Here is a 15,075-nt window from a genome sequence, read left to right as displayed (position 1 = left end):
TTGGGCATATGGTGAGCGTATAGAATTCTCACAGCAAATATAAACGAATCAGGGGGACTTTCGATGAACAGTTATATGACGCCTCAATCCGTACACGTGGTAGGACAAGCCCGGCAAGTACAGCTCATACTCAAACAATGGTTGCGCGAGTGGGGCCCGGATGCCAAGTTAATCGATCTGCTCGCTGGACGCAAATGAATGGGTCATTAATCCATTCACCCATTGACTCAATTTGACCCTAAATTAACGAGTCTTCTCCCTTGAAATATAACATGAATTCGCAAAAAGTCCGAATCCGATATAGACCGGGTTCGGACTTTTGTCTAAGAAGTACACGTTATTTCTTGTCAGCTGCCGTTTCCTGAATAATAGCTACGACTACCTGGGATAACTTCACAATGTCTTCGGCACGAATACGTTCTTTGGTTGTATGAATATCCTCATACCCTACCGCCAAGTTCACTGTTGGAATGTCGAATCCGTTAAAGATATTGGCATCACTGCCACCACCGGAAGCAAACGTACTTGTCTCCAGCCCAATACTGCGGATGGCACGCTGTGCAAGCTGTACAACTTCGTGTTCATCATGGAAGCCAAATGCAGGGTAAAGGATCTCACTTCTAAATTCAGCCGTTGCACCGTATTTGCGACATGTCGTTTCCAGCGCATCACGCATCTGTGCAACCTGCAATTCAACTTTCTCCTGCACAATACTGCGGGCTTCCGCTTCAAGCTGTACAAAGTCACATACCACGTTGAGTGGTGATCCACCCTGGAATTTGCCAATGTTTGCTGTCGTTTCATCATCAATTCTGCCCAGTGTCATCGCTGCAATTGCTTTGGCTGCTACCTGAATGGCGCTGATCCCGTCTTCCGGGTTCACGCCCGCATGTGCGGACTTACCATAGATGCTCATTTGAATTTCAGCTCTGGCTGGTGCAGCTACACAGATCGTGCCTACAGCTCCATTAGAGTCAAGCGCATAACCGAACTCGGCATCGATATCCTTCGGATTCATCGCACGTGCGCCCACCAGTCCAGACTCTTCGCCAACTGTAATGACCAATTGAATTTTGCCATGAGGAATCTTGTTTTCCTGGATCACACGAATCGCTTCGAACAATGCCGCAATCCCTGCTTTATCATCTGCTCCCAGGATCGTTGTTCCATCACTGCGAATCCAGCCATCTTCACCCAGTTCAGGCTTAATTCCCTGTCCTGGCGTTACGGTGTCCATATGACATGTGAAAAAGATCGGTGCAACCCCTTCTGTTCCTTCGGCTTCCCAGGTAATGACGAGATTTCCGGCGCCATGTCCGGTTTGCTCCATGGTGTCGTCCTCATAGACATGAAGACCAAGCTCTGCAAACTGTTCTTTTAACACCTTCGAGATGTTCTGTTCATTTTTCGTTTCACTATCAATCTGCACCAGTTCCATGAACTGATCGATAACACGTTGTTGTTTAATCATAGGACTTTCCTCCCTCTCGTGGATACGGTACAATACAATTACTATGGCTTGTTTATTTTATGAGGTTGTTCAAAAAGTCTGCTTTTGATTACGAAGGATGCCTGGCGGCATCATCAGCATCGAATATGGAATTCAGCCGAAATGTCCGTTGCTCACGTAGTTTTCCCTACGCTCCGCTACTCCATTTCTAGCTTCATCCCATCTTCTTGGTACTGAAAACCAGTCTTTTTGAACATACACTTTATGTTGAAAGGAGTTCTCTCATCATGCAAAAAAAGAAATGGTTCAAAATCATCATCTATCTCATGCTGATCGCCATGATCGGGTCCACCCTTTTCATCGCTCTCGAACCGTTGCTGTTCGGATAGCAACCTAAAGCCTTTCGACGAACTGTTTACAGACGTTGAAGGGCTTCTTTTTCCGTGACCCAATTAATCTTATACGGAAAGATACGATTAAAGTACGGAACAATCTCCTGCGCTACCTGCTCCACCGCATAGGACTTGCCCGTTATATCCTCCAGTGAGGTAACGCCATACTGCTCAATCCCACAAGGAACAATCCCCTGAAAACCTGCATGTTGAATGCCTGAGCTGATGTTAAAAGCAAACCCATGACTGGTCACAAAACCGCGGCGGTGTTTGCAACGATTAAACTTGATGCCGATTGCAGCAATCTTCATATCGCCAATCCACACACCCGTGTAACCCTCTTTGCGTCCGGCTTCAATGCCCTGGTCTGCGAGATAATCCATAAGTACCTGCTCAAGTTTCCGTAAATAGCCGTGCAGATCCAGGTCTTCATCCCGACCAAGAATCAATAACGGGTAACCTACCAACTGGCCCGGACCATGATAAGTAATATCACCGCCACGGTCAATTTGAAACAAAGAAATCCCTTGCTCACGCAACTCTTCCGGACTGAGAAGCAGATGCTCCGGATGATTTTGTGATCCGATTGTATACGTAGGCGGGTGTTGTAAAAGCAGCATCTGCTCCGCTCCCTCGCCCTCGTCCAATCGCTGCACAATCGCTTTCTGGCGGTTCCAAGCCTCTTCATAATCAAGCATTGGTATGTATGCAACATCCAGCGGCTTGCTCATGATTCCCCACACCCTTCTGCTTCAGGTTCATTGTACAATTGAGCACTTGTCCATAGACAGCAGGAAAAGTGCACGGCCTCCGGCACATACACTTTCCCGTCAACTATTTACTTAATACACCTTGCTCTCCATGGTATATCCTTCAAGGTTTTCTTTGACACGTTGCAAGAAACGTCCGCTGATTACACCATCCAGGATTCGGTGATCCAGTGATAGACACAGGTTAGCCATCGAACGAACAGCGATCATATCATTAATAACCACTGGCTTTTTGACAATCGACTCAAATGTAAGAATCGCTGCCTGCGGGTAGTTAATGATTGGCTGGGACAGGATCGAACCAAATGAACCTGTGTTGTTTACCGTAAACGTACCACCTTGCATATGATCCAGCTTCAACGTACCTTCACGTGTTTTGCGAGCCAGTTCATCCACTTCACGGGCCAGACCTGCAATATTTCGCTGATCGGCATGTTTGATTACAGGTGTAAGTACGGAATCTTCGGTTCCTACCGCCATGGACAGGTTAATGTCCCGTTTGACGATAATTTTGTCCACTGCCCATACCGAGTTCATGATTGGGTAGTCTTTAATCGCGTTAACGACTCCCTTCATCATGAAGGACAGATATGTCAGATTGATGCCTTCCTTACGCTTGAACTCATCCTTAAGTTTATTGCGCAGCATCACAAGATTTGTTACGTCCACTTCGATCATTGTCCATGCATGCGGGATTTCCGATACGCTTTGACGCATATTCCGGGCAATGGCATTACGCACAGGGGTAACATCGATGAAATACTCCGATCTTCCCTGGCCGCCACCTTCCACTTCGATCTGTGGAATTTTCGGGCTTTCGGTTAGATGAATGCCTGAATGTCTCACAGGAACACCTGCATCGGACGCTGAGATCGCTTCTCCAGCGGTTAAACCCATTTCTCCATTTCCACGATTCACTCCGCTGAATGGAGAAGCAGACGGCACACCAGAAGGTGTATGCTGTGCTGCTGCAGATGATGCTTGTGCAGACGCAGACGATCCAGCCGCGTTACCTCCCTGTGCAACAAATGCCAGCACATCTTTGCGGGTAATACGACCACCGGCTCCAGTGCCTTGGATGCTTTGCAAGTTCAAGCCATGCTCTGCTGCCAAGGATTGCACTGCCGGGGAATACCGATTGCGCATCGGCTGGTTGGGGTCATGTGCTGCTGTATTTGAGGCGGCAACAGGAGTGTGGCTGACATGTTGCTGCACTTGCTCCTGTTGCTGCGATACTTGTGTTACTTGCTCGGCCACTTCTTCGTCAGAAGCTGCGACCTGCATGCGGCAGATTGCTTCACCAACAGCAATCGTTGTGCCCTCTTCCACCAAAAGGTCACCCATAATTCCATCCACAGTGGATGGAATCTCGGCATTAACCTTATCAGTGATTACTTCACAGATCGGCTCGTACTGTTCCACACGGTCGCCCGGTTTTTTCAACCATTTGCCTATGGTAGCCGAGACCAGCGATTCCGCCAATTGCGGCATAATGACCTCGATCCATTTCATACGTTCAGCCATTTGATTATCACTCCAAACTTTACTTTTAAACGATCCAAAAAACGAAATTAAAACTCGGCAAGTGTACGCATTGCTGCTTTGGCTTTGTCCTTGCTCAGCATGTAGAATTTCTCCAATGTTGGGCTAATTGGCATGGCCGGCACGTCAGGTCCGCAGAGACGCTGAATCGGTGCATCCATTTCAAATAGACATTCCTCACTAATAATAGCGGCAACTTCGGCACCTACACCACCGGTTTTGTTATCTTCGTGTACAATCAGCACCTTGCCTGTCAGACGAGCGGAAGCGATAATGGCTTCACGATCCAACGGCTGCAATGTGCGCAGATCCAGAACGTGTGCAGTAATGCCTTCTTCCCGTTCCAGCTCCTCAGCAGCCTGCATTACAAAATGCAGCGGCTGACTGTAACCGATCACCGTAATATCCGCACCCTCACGAAGTACGTTGGCTTTACCAATCGGAACGATGTAATCATCTTCAGGCACATCTTCCTTGATAAGCTTGTAGCATTTTTTATTTTCAAAAAAGAGTACCGGGTCCGGGTCGCGAATAGCGGCCTTGAGCAGTCCCTTGGCATCGTATGCCGAGTAGGGTGCTATAATTTTCAGACCAGGTGTACCAAAGAAAATCGATTCCGGACATTGGGAGTGATACAACCCACCGAAGATTCCGCCACCAATCGGCGCGCGGATAACAATCGGACAGCTCCAGTCATTGTTGGAACGATAGCGGATCTTCGCCGCTTCACTAATGATCTGGTTTGTTGCCGGCAGCATGAAGTCCGAATATTGCATTTCGGCAATCGGCTTCATGCCATACATCGCTGCACCAATGGCAACACCTGCAATAGCGGATTCAGACAAAGGTGTGTCCATCACTCGCATTTCGCCAAACTGATCTTGCAGCCCTTTAGTTGTGGTAAACACACCACCTTTGAGACCTACGTCTTCACCAAGGATAAAAACATTCTCATCCCGTTCCATCTCTTCTTTCATCGCGAGACGGATTGCATCAATATATTCCATCACTGCCATACTTACCGTCCCCCTTCTTCGCTGTCCGCATAAACGTGCGTCAGAGTATCCTCAGGTTTAGGATATGGTGCGTTGTCTGCATATTCAGTTGCTTCTTTCATTTCCATCGCAAGCTGCGAAGCCAGATCCGCATCCCGGGCTTCGTCCCAGATGCCGCAATCGATCAAGTAGTTCTTCATGCGAGGAACGCCATCTTTCTTCCAGTTCTCCTCAACTTCCTCTTTGGTCCGGTAAGCCAGATCATTATCGGAGGTGGAGTGAGGTGACAACCGATACATCATCGCTTCAATCAGTGTCGGGCCTTCTCCGGCTATAGCACGGCGACGCGCTTCCTTCACTGCAGCGTATACTTCTAATGCATCGTTTCCATCTACACGCAGTCCAGGGAACCCGTATCCTTGTGCTCGATCGGATATTTTGCCGCTCAACTGTTTGTGAATCGGTACCGAAATTGCATATTGATTGTTCTCACACATAATAATGACAGGCAATTTATGCACACCTGCAAAGTTGGCTCCCTCGTGGAAGTCACCCTGGTTGCTTGATCCTTCGCCAAAGGTAACAAAAGAAACAAATTCTTGCTTCTTCATTTTGGCAGCCAGCGCAAATCCAACAGCGTGCGGAACCTGTGTTGTAACCGGGCTGGAACCCGTCACAATCCGCAGCTTTTTGTGACCGAAGTGACCCGGCATTTGCCGACCGCCACTATTCGGATCTTCTGCCTTCGCAAAAGCAGACAGCATCAACTCACGCGGAGTCATGCCTACCGCCAGTACAAAGCCGTAATCGCGGTAATAAGGTAAATAATAATCGTGATCCCGATCCAGACCAAAAGCAGCGCCTACTTGCGCAGCTTCCTGTCCTACACCGGATACGTGAAAGTTAATTTTGCCAGCCCGTTGCAAGAGCAAGCAACGCTCGTCAAACTTGCGTGCGAGCAGCATGTATTTGTACATATCCAATACTTCACCATCGCTAAGTCCCAGCTGTTGATGCCGGTGGACCGCGTCTGCAGTACCTTGTGAACTCATATGAGGTACCTCCTTTTAATCAGAGCCTGTGCCACTCTTACTACCCGATCTTATAACCTGGTACTAAGACTTGGCTTAACCTTATTATAATCCCTTTTACCCAAAAAAGGAAAGGACCTTTCTCATAAGCTTGTTTGGCTTACATCCCAATGGCCTTTCCATCGACCGCCAGCATGGCTTCACCCATAATTTCCGATAGAGAAGGGTGCGGATGAATGGTTTGTCCGACTTCCCAAGGTGTGGCATCCAGCATCTGAGCCAGAGAAGCCTCAGCGATTAATTCCGTCACATGGGTGCCAATCATATGTACCCCCAATATATCATTCGTCTTGGCATCTGCGATCACCTTCACGAATCCATCCCGACTTCCGTGAATAAGCGATTTGCCAATGGCCGAAAATGGGAACTTGCCTGTTTTAATATCATAGCCACGTTCTTTGGCTTCACGCTCGGTGAATCCGATGCTTGCTGCTTCCGGACGTGTATACACACAGCGCGGGATGCGATGGGATTCTACGGCATGTACCGTTTCGCCCGCCAGATGATCCACAGCGAGAATGCCTTCATGACTTGCAGCATGTGCAAGCTGTAAACCGCCGATGCAGTCACCAATGGCGTAGATGTGACCTTCGCCGGTCTGTAACTGTTTGTTCACAGCGATGAACCCACGCTCCAGTTTGATATCTGTATTTTCGAGTCCGATATTTTCGACATTAGCCTGACGTCCAACCGACACGAGCATTTTCTCCGCTCTCAGCGTTTCCTGCTTATCGTCACCAAGCTGCACATCAATCTGGATGCCCTCTTGATCCGTGTTATATGTTTCCGTTAGAACAGTGGCACCTGTCAGGAAACGAACACCTCGTTTGCTTAGCAATCGCTGCATTTCTCTGGCAACATCCTCATCCTCGGCCGGCAACACGTGAGCAGCTGCTTCTACTACTGTGATGTCTACGCCAAAGTCATTCAGCATGGATGCCCACTCCAGTCCAATCACACCCCCACCGACAATGATGAGTGATGCAGGAAGTTCATCCATACGCAGGGCTTCGTCACTGCTCATAATAAACTTGCCGTCCGGTTCCAGGCCCGGCAACACACGTGGACGCGAACCAGTGGCAATGATGAGATTGGTTGGAACTACCGTATCCATCTCGCCATCTTCAAACTCCACAGCAACTGCTCCGCTCTGCGGTGAAAAGATGGATGGTCCGATGACGCGACCTTTCGCGTGTACAACCTGGATTTTATTTTTTTTCATCAAATACTGAACGCCCTGATGAAGCTGTTCGACAATTGCATCCTTGCGCGCCTGTACTTTGGGAAATACAAGTGTGGCCCCAGCGGTCTCGATACCATACGTCTCGCTCTCTTGAATCTCGGCGTACACTTCCGCGCTTTTCAGCAAAGCCTTACTCGGAATACAGCCACGATGCAGACAGGTTCCACCAAGCTTGTCCTTCTCAATGATAACGACTTGTTTCCCCAGCTGTGCAGCCCGGATTGCGGCTACATATCCACCGGTTCCTCCTCCAAGAATTGCAACATCACATGTAATTGGCATCTCTCAGGCTCTCCTCTATGAATCAAATTTCAATATAATTTATGATGGCTTAAATCATGGTTTAGCTTATACCCTCTATATGCCATTGTACTCTCCTTAAGCGGTCAACTCAAAGTTTGAAGCAATCACACATGGACAGCCTATGCATTCCAAGCTATGATGGAATCAGGTATGATCTGTAAGCGTAACCTTTATTTAATGTCGACTTTGGCAGAAAGGGTATAATGCTCATGAATACAAGATTGGTCTTTGCGCGATTTTTGGCAATTGTTGTTCTGGTCATCCCCGGTTTAATGGCAATGAAGGGTTTTCTGATGATGAAAGATGCCCTGTTCCTATATTATGCCGAGCACGGGAACGAACTGATTTCACCAGGGTTCCAGTGGCTTTCCTTTGGCGGTGGACTTGTCCTTTTTGCCGCAGGTATGAGTTTTCTGGGAGGCTGGATCCTGTTCCGTGACCGCAAGCGTAATTATGTAGGTCCCCGTTTCCGGTCCAAAAGTGTACCCGAAAAAGCAGAGACGCCCGGAAGGACTCCATGAGTCCGGGCTTTTTGTGTGTTTATACAACACATACCGACAACTTTACATAGACAGGATGGATCATCATGGTATCATTTCTAATCACGTTACAACGATTGCTCAAAGGCATTTTCCATGCGTTCAAAGACCCGAAGTTTCTGGCTCTGTTCGCGTTAACGGCAGCAACGTTACTGTCAGGCACTTTGTTTTACACTCGTGTTGAAGGTCTGCACTGGATCGATGCGTTATACTTCTGTGCGGTTACTCTGACTACGGTGGGACATCCTGAATTTGTGCCAACCACCGGATTCAGCAAAGCCTTTACCGTGATCTACATGTTTGCAGGCATTGGTCTCACCTTTGCCATGATTGCCAGAATTACAGCAGGTATTCTATTCCCTCGCAAATTAAAGACAGAAGAGGACCCGGATTAATCTCCGGGTCATTCGTATAAGGCATCCCGCAGTTTGGTAGACATACGTGATTCTTTGGAAGAAGACTTCAAGATCGTTCTACGCAACGTCAGGTTACTTGCCTGCAGTCGCTCCGCTTCTGCGAACAGTTCTGCAAATAATACCTGCGACGCTTCATCTAGAGACCCCTGCTCTTTCAAGCTTTCATATCGCTTTTGAAGTGATGTTAATGCTTCACTCATACTAAACACCTCTTTTCACAACTCCTGTTAATTAGCTACCGTAACCAATACCTTAACAATCCATATAGTAACACAAAGCTGCGCAGATTAGTTCTGGCTCTTTCCAAAGATTTTGTGGTACTCTGTAATGGTCGCTTTTTTTGTTGAATCCCGTATGTGAGAGGAGTAGCAGCACCGTGCAAACAGGACGTATTACCGTAATTACTGGACCCATGTTCAGTGAAAAATCCGGTGAACTCATTCGCCGTTGTCAGAAATTAATACAATTTGGCCGTAAAAAGGTTGTGGCCTACAAACCAGCCGAGGATGATCGGTTTGCCCAGGACGAGATCGTAAGCCGAATTGGTTATCGACTCCCTGCCCATTCCATTCCCCGGCAATTAACCCCGGAATCCGTAGAAATGATCTTGAACCAAACCATAGATGCTGATGTTGTTGCATTTGATGAAGTACAATTTTTCAGCAGTGCCATTATGGAACTTGTCTCGGAGTTAGCGTATTGTGGCAAACATGTCATTGTGGACGGACTTAATATGGATTACCGTGGTAAGGAATTCGGATATGTCGGCGGTTTGCTTGCCATGGCAGACGACATTGAGAAACTCTCGGCTTTCTGTGCGGTATGTGGCAGCCCGGATGCAGCCTTTACGCAACGTATCGTCAATGGGGAGCCTGTTACCTTGGGTCCGGTTGTCATGATTGGCGATTCAGAAGCTTACGAGCCACGCTGTCGTTGCTGCTTCATTCCTCCTCACAAAGTTGAATGCTCATCATAATTGCTAAAAGATTTTTGATATCTTCCAAAAAGGCCCCTTGGGGCTTTTTTTGTTATAGAGCAAACATTCGCACAAAAAAGCACCGCTTCGCAGCGATGCTTCCAGAGTCACTTCCCGCTAGTCACGGGAAACAAAATATTTGTTGGTCATGTAGTAAGCGTCACCACGCGACGTTTCCACCATTCCTTTTTTGGCATCCAAAAATACAATCTCTTTACACTTTGTACAGTACCATTTTGTGCGCTTGTATGGAGATTCCGTCACATAAGCCGTGCCACATTTACAATCAATCTTCATTAATAACTCGGTTGATTTATAAGCACTGGACAAGCGTTCCAGGTTATCCTGCTGCTGTGTAGGCATAATGGTCTGCTGATAATCCGATAAATGATTTTGAACCTTGAAGTCTGCTACCAATCCTGCATTCAATCCAAAAAACTCCTTGCCGATTTCGGTCACGAAGCGCTTCTCATTTCTGTAGCAATCCAGCCACTCAATAATCTGCTTATTAGACAGTGGAACCGTACCCTTGATACCGCTGTTTAAGGTGTAGGTCATGATGTATAAAGTATCGTCTTGTCTACCTGAGTACATTAGAATCCTCCTTCGAATACATTTGCTAATGTACTACAAAAACGCGCATAAATCAAAAAATTCTTATTTCCTGAGCGCATCTCTTCTTATTAAATGGGAAACATTCCACGTTCATCCGCCAAAGACTTACAAGAACTGCATACACCTGAAACATTTCCCTGTGGCGCCGCATAATGCACGACCGATTTAACGTTTTTCTTGCATATGGAACAGTAGTGCCTCCTTTCCTTTTTTGGGATATAGTCCGATAGCTTAACCACGTTTTTGTTCGGTCGGAATCGTTGTAAGAAACCCGGCCATTTCATCTCGCTTCACTCTTTCTTGTTCGTCTACTTCGTAGTCATTTTTTTACTCTGGGCTAAAAATCATCTTGTCTTTTTTTATGTATACGATTCCAAGTTGTGCATGCCTATCTCATAATCTATTCGACGTTTTGAGCGTTTTTCCTGTTTTTAATCTCTACACATATAAAAAAAACCGACAGAACCTGCTCTCCTTTTTTTTCGGAAGAACAGTATTTTAGTCGGTTCCATCCTTATTTATAAAAAGTTCCCAGAACGTCCAGCTCTGATGAGCGCTCAATTCGAAATGGATAGATATACCCCTGATTCATTCGGGTAAATTTGCGGCTCCACAGATCCAGTCCCGATGTGAACTGATAAGCCTGATATATAAACTTGGAGCAATAATTGCGCTCAATACTGCGCAGATTGGTCTGCAAACGGTAGAATTTTACCTGCTTGTAATGGTCATGTACCCACCCGGCTGCTTTCATGCCTGCCTCATTCAGTCTGGAACGGAATATAATAAAGCGATCTCCTTCATAAAAACGCGTGAGATACCACTCTAATGAATCAGCAAATACAGGCCCATAAGGATGCACATGATACACTTTTCCGTCGAGACCGATAATGCCCATATGCCCGGCGTAATAGGTTGATTCTGAGCTTGGCGTGTACACAATATCCCCTGGCTCTAGCTTCATCTCGCCCAACACGTTAATAGGCAAGTCCTGATGCAGCCGTTTGGCTGCTGAGCGTTCACGCCGACCTTCAACCAACAAGCGATGAAGCGCACCAGCAAGTGCGAGATACATTTCAGACCATTTGATCTTTTTTTTATCAGATCGTTTGAACCACCGCTGGATGAAGGTGAAACCTCGTTGTGGCTGTGATCCCTTTTTCATACGCTGCACTCCACTCTGATCTAGTTATAGTATCTATATAAGTTGAATTAAAGTTTATTTACACTGGCACTACGATGACAGAACAATCTTCCAATCGCTGTTATCCCCCAGATTTTTTCGATTCCCTTTTTCTCAAGGGAAAATCCGGTGATAAAGGCGCCCGCTTCGCTTTTTCAGATTTTTTCTGTCCTCTCCGTTATCGTGTAAATTATTATTTCAATTTATATAGTTGTGATTCTAATGTTTCTCAGGCTTATTATAGACATTTGGTAGTGTATATACAATTCGGAAGTCTTTGCTTCTGGTAAAATTATGCCTTCTTATTACCCATTTTATGCAAAAAAGATGACTTCGGGATTAACCCAAAGTCATCTTACTCGTAGCCACATGTAAACATTTATTCTTCTACAACACCAAGAGCTTTATTTTTCTCCTTAAAACGACTGTTATGGGAAGAAACATAAGCCACTTTTTCCGCTTCAGGGTCCATGTAAAGCTTTGCACTGTTTACCGCTAGGGCTGCATCAGTGAAAGTACCAGCAATCAAATACAGTTTGCTACCATAATCTACAAAATCACCTGCGGCAAAAACACCGGGAATATTGGTTTGCAATCTCTCCGTTGTAGTGACATGCCATTCGCCAAGATCAAGTCCCCAATCCCGGATTGGACCAAAGTCACTCTTCATGCCGTGATTTACAATGACAGCATCGACTTCAAGCAGTTCAGTTTCGCCTGTGTCCACGTGTGAGATAGTCACCTGTTCAATCACATCACCACTCATACTATGCAAAGTCTCTACCGCATATGGTGTACGGACATCTACAGAGGATTCTCTCATACGCAGTACATTACGCTCCAACCCGCCAAAGCGGTCACGACGATGCACAACCGTAACTTGCTCTGCCAGGGCTTCCAGTTCATTCGCCCAGTCCACAGCAGAGTCGCCTCCACCCGAGATCAACACGCGTTTACCACGGAATGGCTCCAGTTCTTGCACGGTATAGTGCAGATTGCTAACCTCGTAACGGTCTGCACCTTCAAGCTCCAGCTTGGCCATTTTATATATACCATATCCGATTGCCATAATGACGGTACGTGTCCAGTGTTGCTCACCTGTTGCAGAAGTTAGCAGAATTGTGCCATCAGGTTGACGCTCGAATCCTTCGATCTGTTGTTCAAATACGAGGGTTGGCTCAAAAGTTTTTGCCTGTTCTTCCAATTGTTTGATCAGATCTTCACACAGAATTGGCGTCACACCCCCGACATCCCAGATCATTTTCTCCGGATAAAAGAGCATGCGACCTCCCAATCTGTCACGTGCCTCAATCAACTTGGTCTTCATATCTCGCATGCCGCTATAAAAGGCAGAGTACATGCCCGCAGGGCCACCGCCGATAATGGTTACATCATAAAGTTCCAACTGCTGATTCATATTAAAAATACCTCCGTTAATTCGATCCAGAACATCGAGTATTTGATATCGATTCTCATTATCACTTAAATCCTAGTGTAATGGTAATCTTATCAAATTACAATGGCTAAAAAACAAACATTTCTTGTACAAAAATTTCACGAACAAATCCGCTCTTTACTATTGGGCTCTTGGAGCCGCCAACAGCTTTTCAACGACAAAATCAATTTGTTTATTGATTGAATAGATATCCGAATAGTAGAAGAAATCAAAATCAATTTCAATTAGGCGACCTTCTTTAACAGCCGGGATGCTACTCCATATTGGATCATCCGTAAGGTTATCTGCCCCTTCATACACCGAACGAAACACGTAGTCCCCGATATATTCAGGCAGTACTTCCATGGATAGATTAGAGCCTCCCGCTTCCGAAACTACATCAATTTTCTTTTGTACCACTTCAGGTGCTTTCATCCCCAAGTATTCATATAGTGCCTGAGATCCTCGGCCATATTGCTTGCTCTCTACAACGACCATACCTTTCAAACCGCCCTCCACAATGGAAACCGTTTTGTCCAATATGCCTGCATCTGCTAGTGTTTGCTTACTCTCTTCGACTTTGCTATTGAGATTATTGATTAATGTCTCAGCTTCCTGTTCTTTGCCAAAAATACTCGCTATACTCTGGAGTCTTTCTTCTGTTGTCATTTTCTCGTATGGAATATATACCGTTGGTGCGATATCCTTTAACAACGTATACGTCTCTTCTGAAGGAACAATGATCAGATCCGGATCAAGGTCAATGACAGCTTCAGGATTCGGTTCGAACCAGGTGCCTAGTGAATTTACACCTTCAAGCTCACTCTTGTAGGCAGCCCCGTTGAATACTTCAGATGTAGCAATTGGCTTAATTCCAAGCGCAACGACGTCTCCCTGGAGATACAATACAACAACTCGTTTCGGATTCGCTGGAACAACTACGTCGCCCTTAACCGTTGAGACCGTACGTGTTTCATTGTCTTTGTTCGTCTGGCTTCCTGTGTCTGATGATACTGCCGTACTGCTGTTATTGGAACTGGCACCCGTTCCTTCGCCAGCTGCTGGTGTTGTTGCTGTACCTGAAGAGCAGGCTGCGAGGAGCATCGTTATGCTCAATAATGCAACCATAATCATACTGGAACTTGTTTTTCTTCTTTTCATTGGTGTAGACCCTCCGTCTATATATTGATAATGATTCTCATAATCAATATATCCCGACTTCCATCTTCGGCCAATGGACGATTCAGAGATTACCAATGGACGATCCTCTGTTCTCGCTTCTTCTCTCATCTTTCGTTGATACTGTATCGGAGAGATCCCCACATGTTTTTTGAAGATACGACTAAAATAATACACATCCGAATAACCTACTTCTGCTGCAATTTCACTCAGCGTTGCATCAGATCGCAAAAGCAGATTGCGAGCCTTAGCGATTCGGGTCTGAATTAAATAATCAATGGGACTGTGACCCGTCTGTCGTTTGAATTGCATGGATAAATGACGGGAGCTGTAGTTGAATTGTTCAGCCAGGAAATCAAGCGTGACCTGTTCCCTATAATGGTTCTGTATATAACGAAGTGTTTGTTTCACCGGGTCAGCAAGCTCTGTTTTGATCTCCTGCTCTGCCAACTGAACCATCATTTCATGAATGAATTGGTAAAATAAACTTTTTGTATGAAGCAGATCCAGACTCCCAGATTGAATCCATGCACCCTCAAGCTCATCAAGGTAACGTAACAACCCCAGCGGACTGCTCGGTGCAAATCCATATTGCAAAGAGAACGGCGCAACTTCCGGCTGTGCCAATAACCACTTTTTACGATAACTAGGAAAGGCAAGGAATGCTCTGTAATAGAGCAGAATATATTCAAAATCTTCGTTGGTTTGGATATCCAGTGAAGATCCTTTCGCCCCATGAAGCATGTAGAACCGCTCTGCCTTGTATGTTTGTCCATCCAACTGAAGCACAGCCGATCCTCGAATCGTATATATAAAACCATTTGCCGGAAGTGTGTAAGAACTCAGTTGTGCCCCTGCCTCCATAACGATTCGGCGTATATCCAGAACCTTAACAGCGGCATGATTCCAGCATTTCATCTGTTCGTCTAATTGCATCGAATACTCT

16 protein-coding genes are annotated in these 15,075 nt (G+C 46.1%); 5 read left to right on the top strand and 11 right to left on the bottom strand.

Translation table 11 applies throughout. The features are described 5' to 3' along the window. The first annotated feature begins 63 nt into the window (after nucleotides 1-63). Entirely contained in the window at nucleotides 64-198 is a 135-nt protein-coding gene (gene mciZ / locus NSQ38_RS16285) for a Z-ring formation inhibitor MciZ (RefSeq protein ID WP_017687626.1), read from the top strand. 139 nt (nucleotides 199-337) lie between these two features. Here the strand turns inward: mciZ and NSQ38_RS16280 are convergent, their stop codons facing one another. Further along, the gene (locus NSQ38_RS16280; RefSeq protein ID WP_339782946.1) at nucleotides 338-1,471 is read right to left on the bottom strand and encodes a M20/M25/M40 family metallo-hydrolase; all 1,134 of its coding nucleotides are present in this window, start codon (nucleotides 1,469-1,471) and stop codon (nucleotides 338-340) included. 266 nt (nucleotides 1,472-1,737) lie between these two features. Here NSQ38_RS16280 and prli42 point away from each other — a divergent pair, with 266 nt between their 5' ends. After that, entirely contained in the window at nucleotides 1,738-1,839 is a 102-nt protein-coding gene (gene prli42, locus NSQ38_RS16275; protein WP_017687624.1) for a stressosome-associated protein Prli42, read from the top strand. A 26-nt stretch (nucleotides 1,840-1,865) separates the two neighbouring features. Here the strand turns inward: prli42 and lipB are convergent, their stop codons facing one another. From lipB to lpdA, 5 genes are all read right to left on the bottom strand, one after another. Then, entirely contained in the window at nucleotides 1,866-2,573 is a 708-nt protein-coding gene (gene lipB / locus NSQ38_RS16270) for a lipoyl(octanoyl) transferase LipB (RefSeq protein WP_339782945.1), read from the bottom strand. Between the two features lie 111 nt (nucleotides 2,574-2,684). After that, nucleotides 2,685-4,136: a dihydrolipoamide acetyltransferase family protein gene (locus tag NSQ38_RS16265; RefSeq protein ID WP_339782944.1), complete on the bottom strand. Its 1,452-nt coding sequence runs from the start codon at nucleotides 4,134-4,136 to the stop codon at nucleotides 2,685-2,687. Between the two features lie 47 nt (nucleotides 4,137-4,183). Then, the gene (locus NSQ38_RS16260) at nucleotides 4,184-5,170 is read right to left on the bottom strand and encodes an alpha-ketoacid dehydrogenase subunit beta (RefSeq protein WP_339782941.1); all 987 of its coding nucleotides are present in this window, start codon (nucleotides 5,168-5,170) and stop codon (nucleotides 4,184-4,186) included. A 2-nt stretch (nucleotides 5,171-5,172) separates the two neighbouring features. Further along, the gene (locus NSQ38_RS16255) at nucleotides 5,173-6,201 is read right to left on the bottom strand and encodes a thiamine pyrophosphate-dependent dehydrogenase E1 component subunit alpha (protein WP_036607878.1); all 1,029 of its coding nucleotides are present in this window, start codon (nucleotides 6,199-6,201) and stop codon (nucleotides 5,173-5,175) included. Between the two features lie 139 nt (nucleotides 6,202-6,340). Continuing rightward, nucleotides 6,341-7,765, bottom strand: coding sequence for a dihydrolipoyl dehydrogenase (lpdA, locus tag NSQ38_RS16250; protein WP_133385407.1), 1,425 nt, complete (start codon nucleotides 7,763-7,765; stop codon nucleotides 6,341-6,343). Nucleotides 7,766-7,995: 230 nt separating this feature from the next. On the opposite strand from lpdA, the gene NSQ38_RS16245 reads away from it, so the two are divergent. Then, nucleotides 7,996-8,307 (top strand): DUF2627 domain-containing protein, encoded by a 312-nt coding sequence (locus NSQ38_RS16245; RefSeq protein WP_036607881.1) that lies wholly within the window; start codon nucleotides 7,996-7,998, stop codon nucleotides 8,305-8,307. Between the two features lie 65 nt (nucleotides 8,308-8,372). Next, nucleotides 8,373-8,720, top strand: a complete 348-nt coding sequence (locus NSQ38_RS16240; protein WP_339782939.1) for a potassium channel family protein — start codon at nucleotides 8,373-8,375, stop codon at nucleotides 8,718-8,720. A gap of 8 nt (nucleotides 8,721-8,728) precedes the next feature. Here NSQ38_RS16240 and NSQ38_RS16235 read toward each other — a convergent pair whose 3' ends face one another. After that, entirely contained in the window at nucleotides 8,729-8,941 is a 213-nt protein-coding gene (locus tag NSQ38_RS16235) for a hypothetical protein (RefSeq protein ID WP_339782938.1), read from the bottom strand. A gap of 176 nt (nucleotides 8,942-9,117) precedes the next feature. Between NSQ38_RS16235 and NSQ38_RS16230 the strand changes: the two genes are divergently transcribed. Next, nucleotides 9,118-9,717 carry a thymidine kinase gene (locus NSQ38_RS16230; RefSeq protein ID WP_062835251.1) on the top strand — a complete coding sequence of 200 codons (600 nt, stop codon included), beginning with the start codon at nucleotides 9,118-9,120 and terminating at the stop codon, nucleotides 9,715-9,717. A gap of 117 nt (nucleotides 9,718-9,834) precedes the next feature. Here NSQ38_RS16230 and NSQ38_RS16225 read toward each other — a convergent pair whose 3' ends face one another. From NSQ38_RS16225 to NSQ38_RS16210, 4 genes are all read right to left on the bottom strand, one after another. Continuing rightward, nucleotides 9,835-10,311, bottom strand: a complete 477-nt coding sequence (locus NSQ38_RS16225) for a hypothetical protein (protein WP_017687614.1) — start codon at nucleotides 10,309-10,311, stop codon at nucleotides 9,835-9,837. A 535-nt stretch (nucleotides 10,312-10,846) separates the two neighbouring features. After that, nucleotides 10,847-11,497 (bottom strand): hypothetical protein, encoded by a 651-nt coding sequence (locus NSQ38_RS16220; RefSeq protein WP_339782937.1) that lies wholly within the window; start codon nucleotides 11,495-11,497, stop codon nucleotides 10,847-10,849. A 397-nt stretch (nucleotides 11,498-11,894) separates the two neighbouring features. Beyond that, nucleotides 11,895-12,932 (bottom strand): NAD(P)/FAD-dependent oxidoreductase, encoded by a 1,038-nt coding sequence (locus tag NSQ38_RS16215; RefSeq protein ID WP_338587725.1) that lies wholly within the window; start codon nucleotides 12,930-12,932, stop codon nucleotides 11,895-11,897. Nucleotides 12,933-13,091: 159 nt separating this feature from the next. Next, entirely contained in the window at nucleotides 13,092-15,065 is a 1,974-nt protein-coding gene (locus tag NSQ38_RS16210; RefSeq protein ID WP_339782935.1) for an AraC family transcriptional regulator, read from the bottom strand. Nucleotides 15,066-15,075 lie beyond the last annotated feature (10 nt).

It is taken from the genome of Paenibacillus sp. FSL R7-0313, assembly GCF_037969885.1.
Classification (GTDB): Bacteria; Bacillota; Bacilli; order Paenibacillales; family Paenibacillaceae; genus Paenibacillus.
The sequence above is the reverse complement of the archived record's forward strand: the minus strand, read 5'-3'. Positions and strand labels throughout refer to the sequence as shown.

Excerpts from the sequence above, each read along its gene's own strand:
- mciZ (WP_017687626.1), top strand. The coding sequence starts at position 64 with ATGAACAGTTATATGACGCCTCAATCCGTACACGTGGTAGGACAAGCC.
- NSQ38_RS16280 (WP_339782946.1), bottom strand. The coding sequence starts at position 1,471 with ATGATTAAACAACAACGTGTTATCGATCAGTTCATGGAACTGGTGCAG.
- prli42 (WP_017687624.1), top strand. The coding sequence starts at position 1,738 with ATGCAAAAAAAGAAATGGTTCAAAATCATCATCTATCTCATGCTGATC.
- lipB (WP_339782945.1), bottom strand. The coding sequence starts at position 2,573 with ATGAGCAAGCCGCTGGATGTTGCATACATACCAATGCTTGATTATGAA.
- NSQ38_RS16265 (WP_339782944.1), bottom strand. The coding sequence starts at position 4,136 with ATGGCTGAACGTATGAAATGGATCGAGGTCATTATGCCGCAATTGGCG.
- NSQ38_RS16260 (WP_339782941.1), bottom strand. The coding sequence starts at position 5,170 with ATGGCAGTGATGGAATATATTGATGCAATCCGTCTCGCGATGAAAGAA.
- NSQ38_RS16255 (WP_036607878.1), bottom strand. The coding sequence starts at position 6,201 with ATGAGTTCACAAGGTACTGCAGACGCGGTCCACCGGCATCAACAGCTG.
- lpdA (WP_133385407.1), bottom strand. The coding sequence starts at position 7,765 with ATGCCAATTACATGTGATGTTGCAATTCTTGGAGGAGGAACCGGTGGA.
- NSQ38_RS16245 (WP_036607881.1), top strand. The coding sequence starts at position 7,996 with ATGAATACAAGATTGGTCTTTGCGCGATTTTTGGCAATTGTTGTTCTG.
- NSQ38_RS16240 (WP_339782939.1), top strand. The coding sequence starts at position 8,373 with ATGGTATCATTTCTAATCACGTTACAACGATTGCTCAAAGGCATTTTC.
- NSQ38_RS16235 (WP_339782938.1), bottom strand. The coding sequence starts at position 8,941 with ATGAGTGAAGCATTAACATCACTTCAAAAGCGATATGAAAGCTTGAAA.
- NSQ38_RS16225 (WP_017687614.1), bottom strand. The coding sequence starts at position 10,311 with ATGTACTCAGGTAGACAAGACGATACTTTATACATCATGACCTACACC.
- NSQ38_RS16220 (WP_339782937.1), bottom strand. The coding sequence starts at position 11,497 with ATGAAAAAGGGATCACAGCCACAACGAGGTTTCACCTTCATCCAGCGG.
- NSQ38_RS16215 (WP_338587725.1), bottom strand. The coding sequence starts at position 12,932 with ATGAATCAGCAGTTGGAACTTTATGATGTAACCATTATCGGCGGTGGC.
- NSQ38_RS16210 (WP_339782935.1), bottom strand. The coding sequence starts at position 15,065 with ATGCAATTAGACGAACAGATGAAATGCTGGAATCATGCCGCTGTTAAG.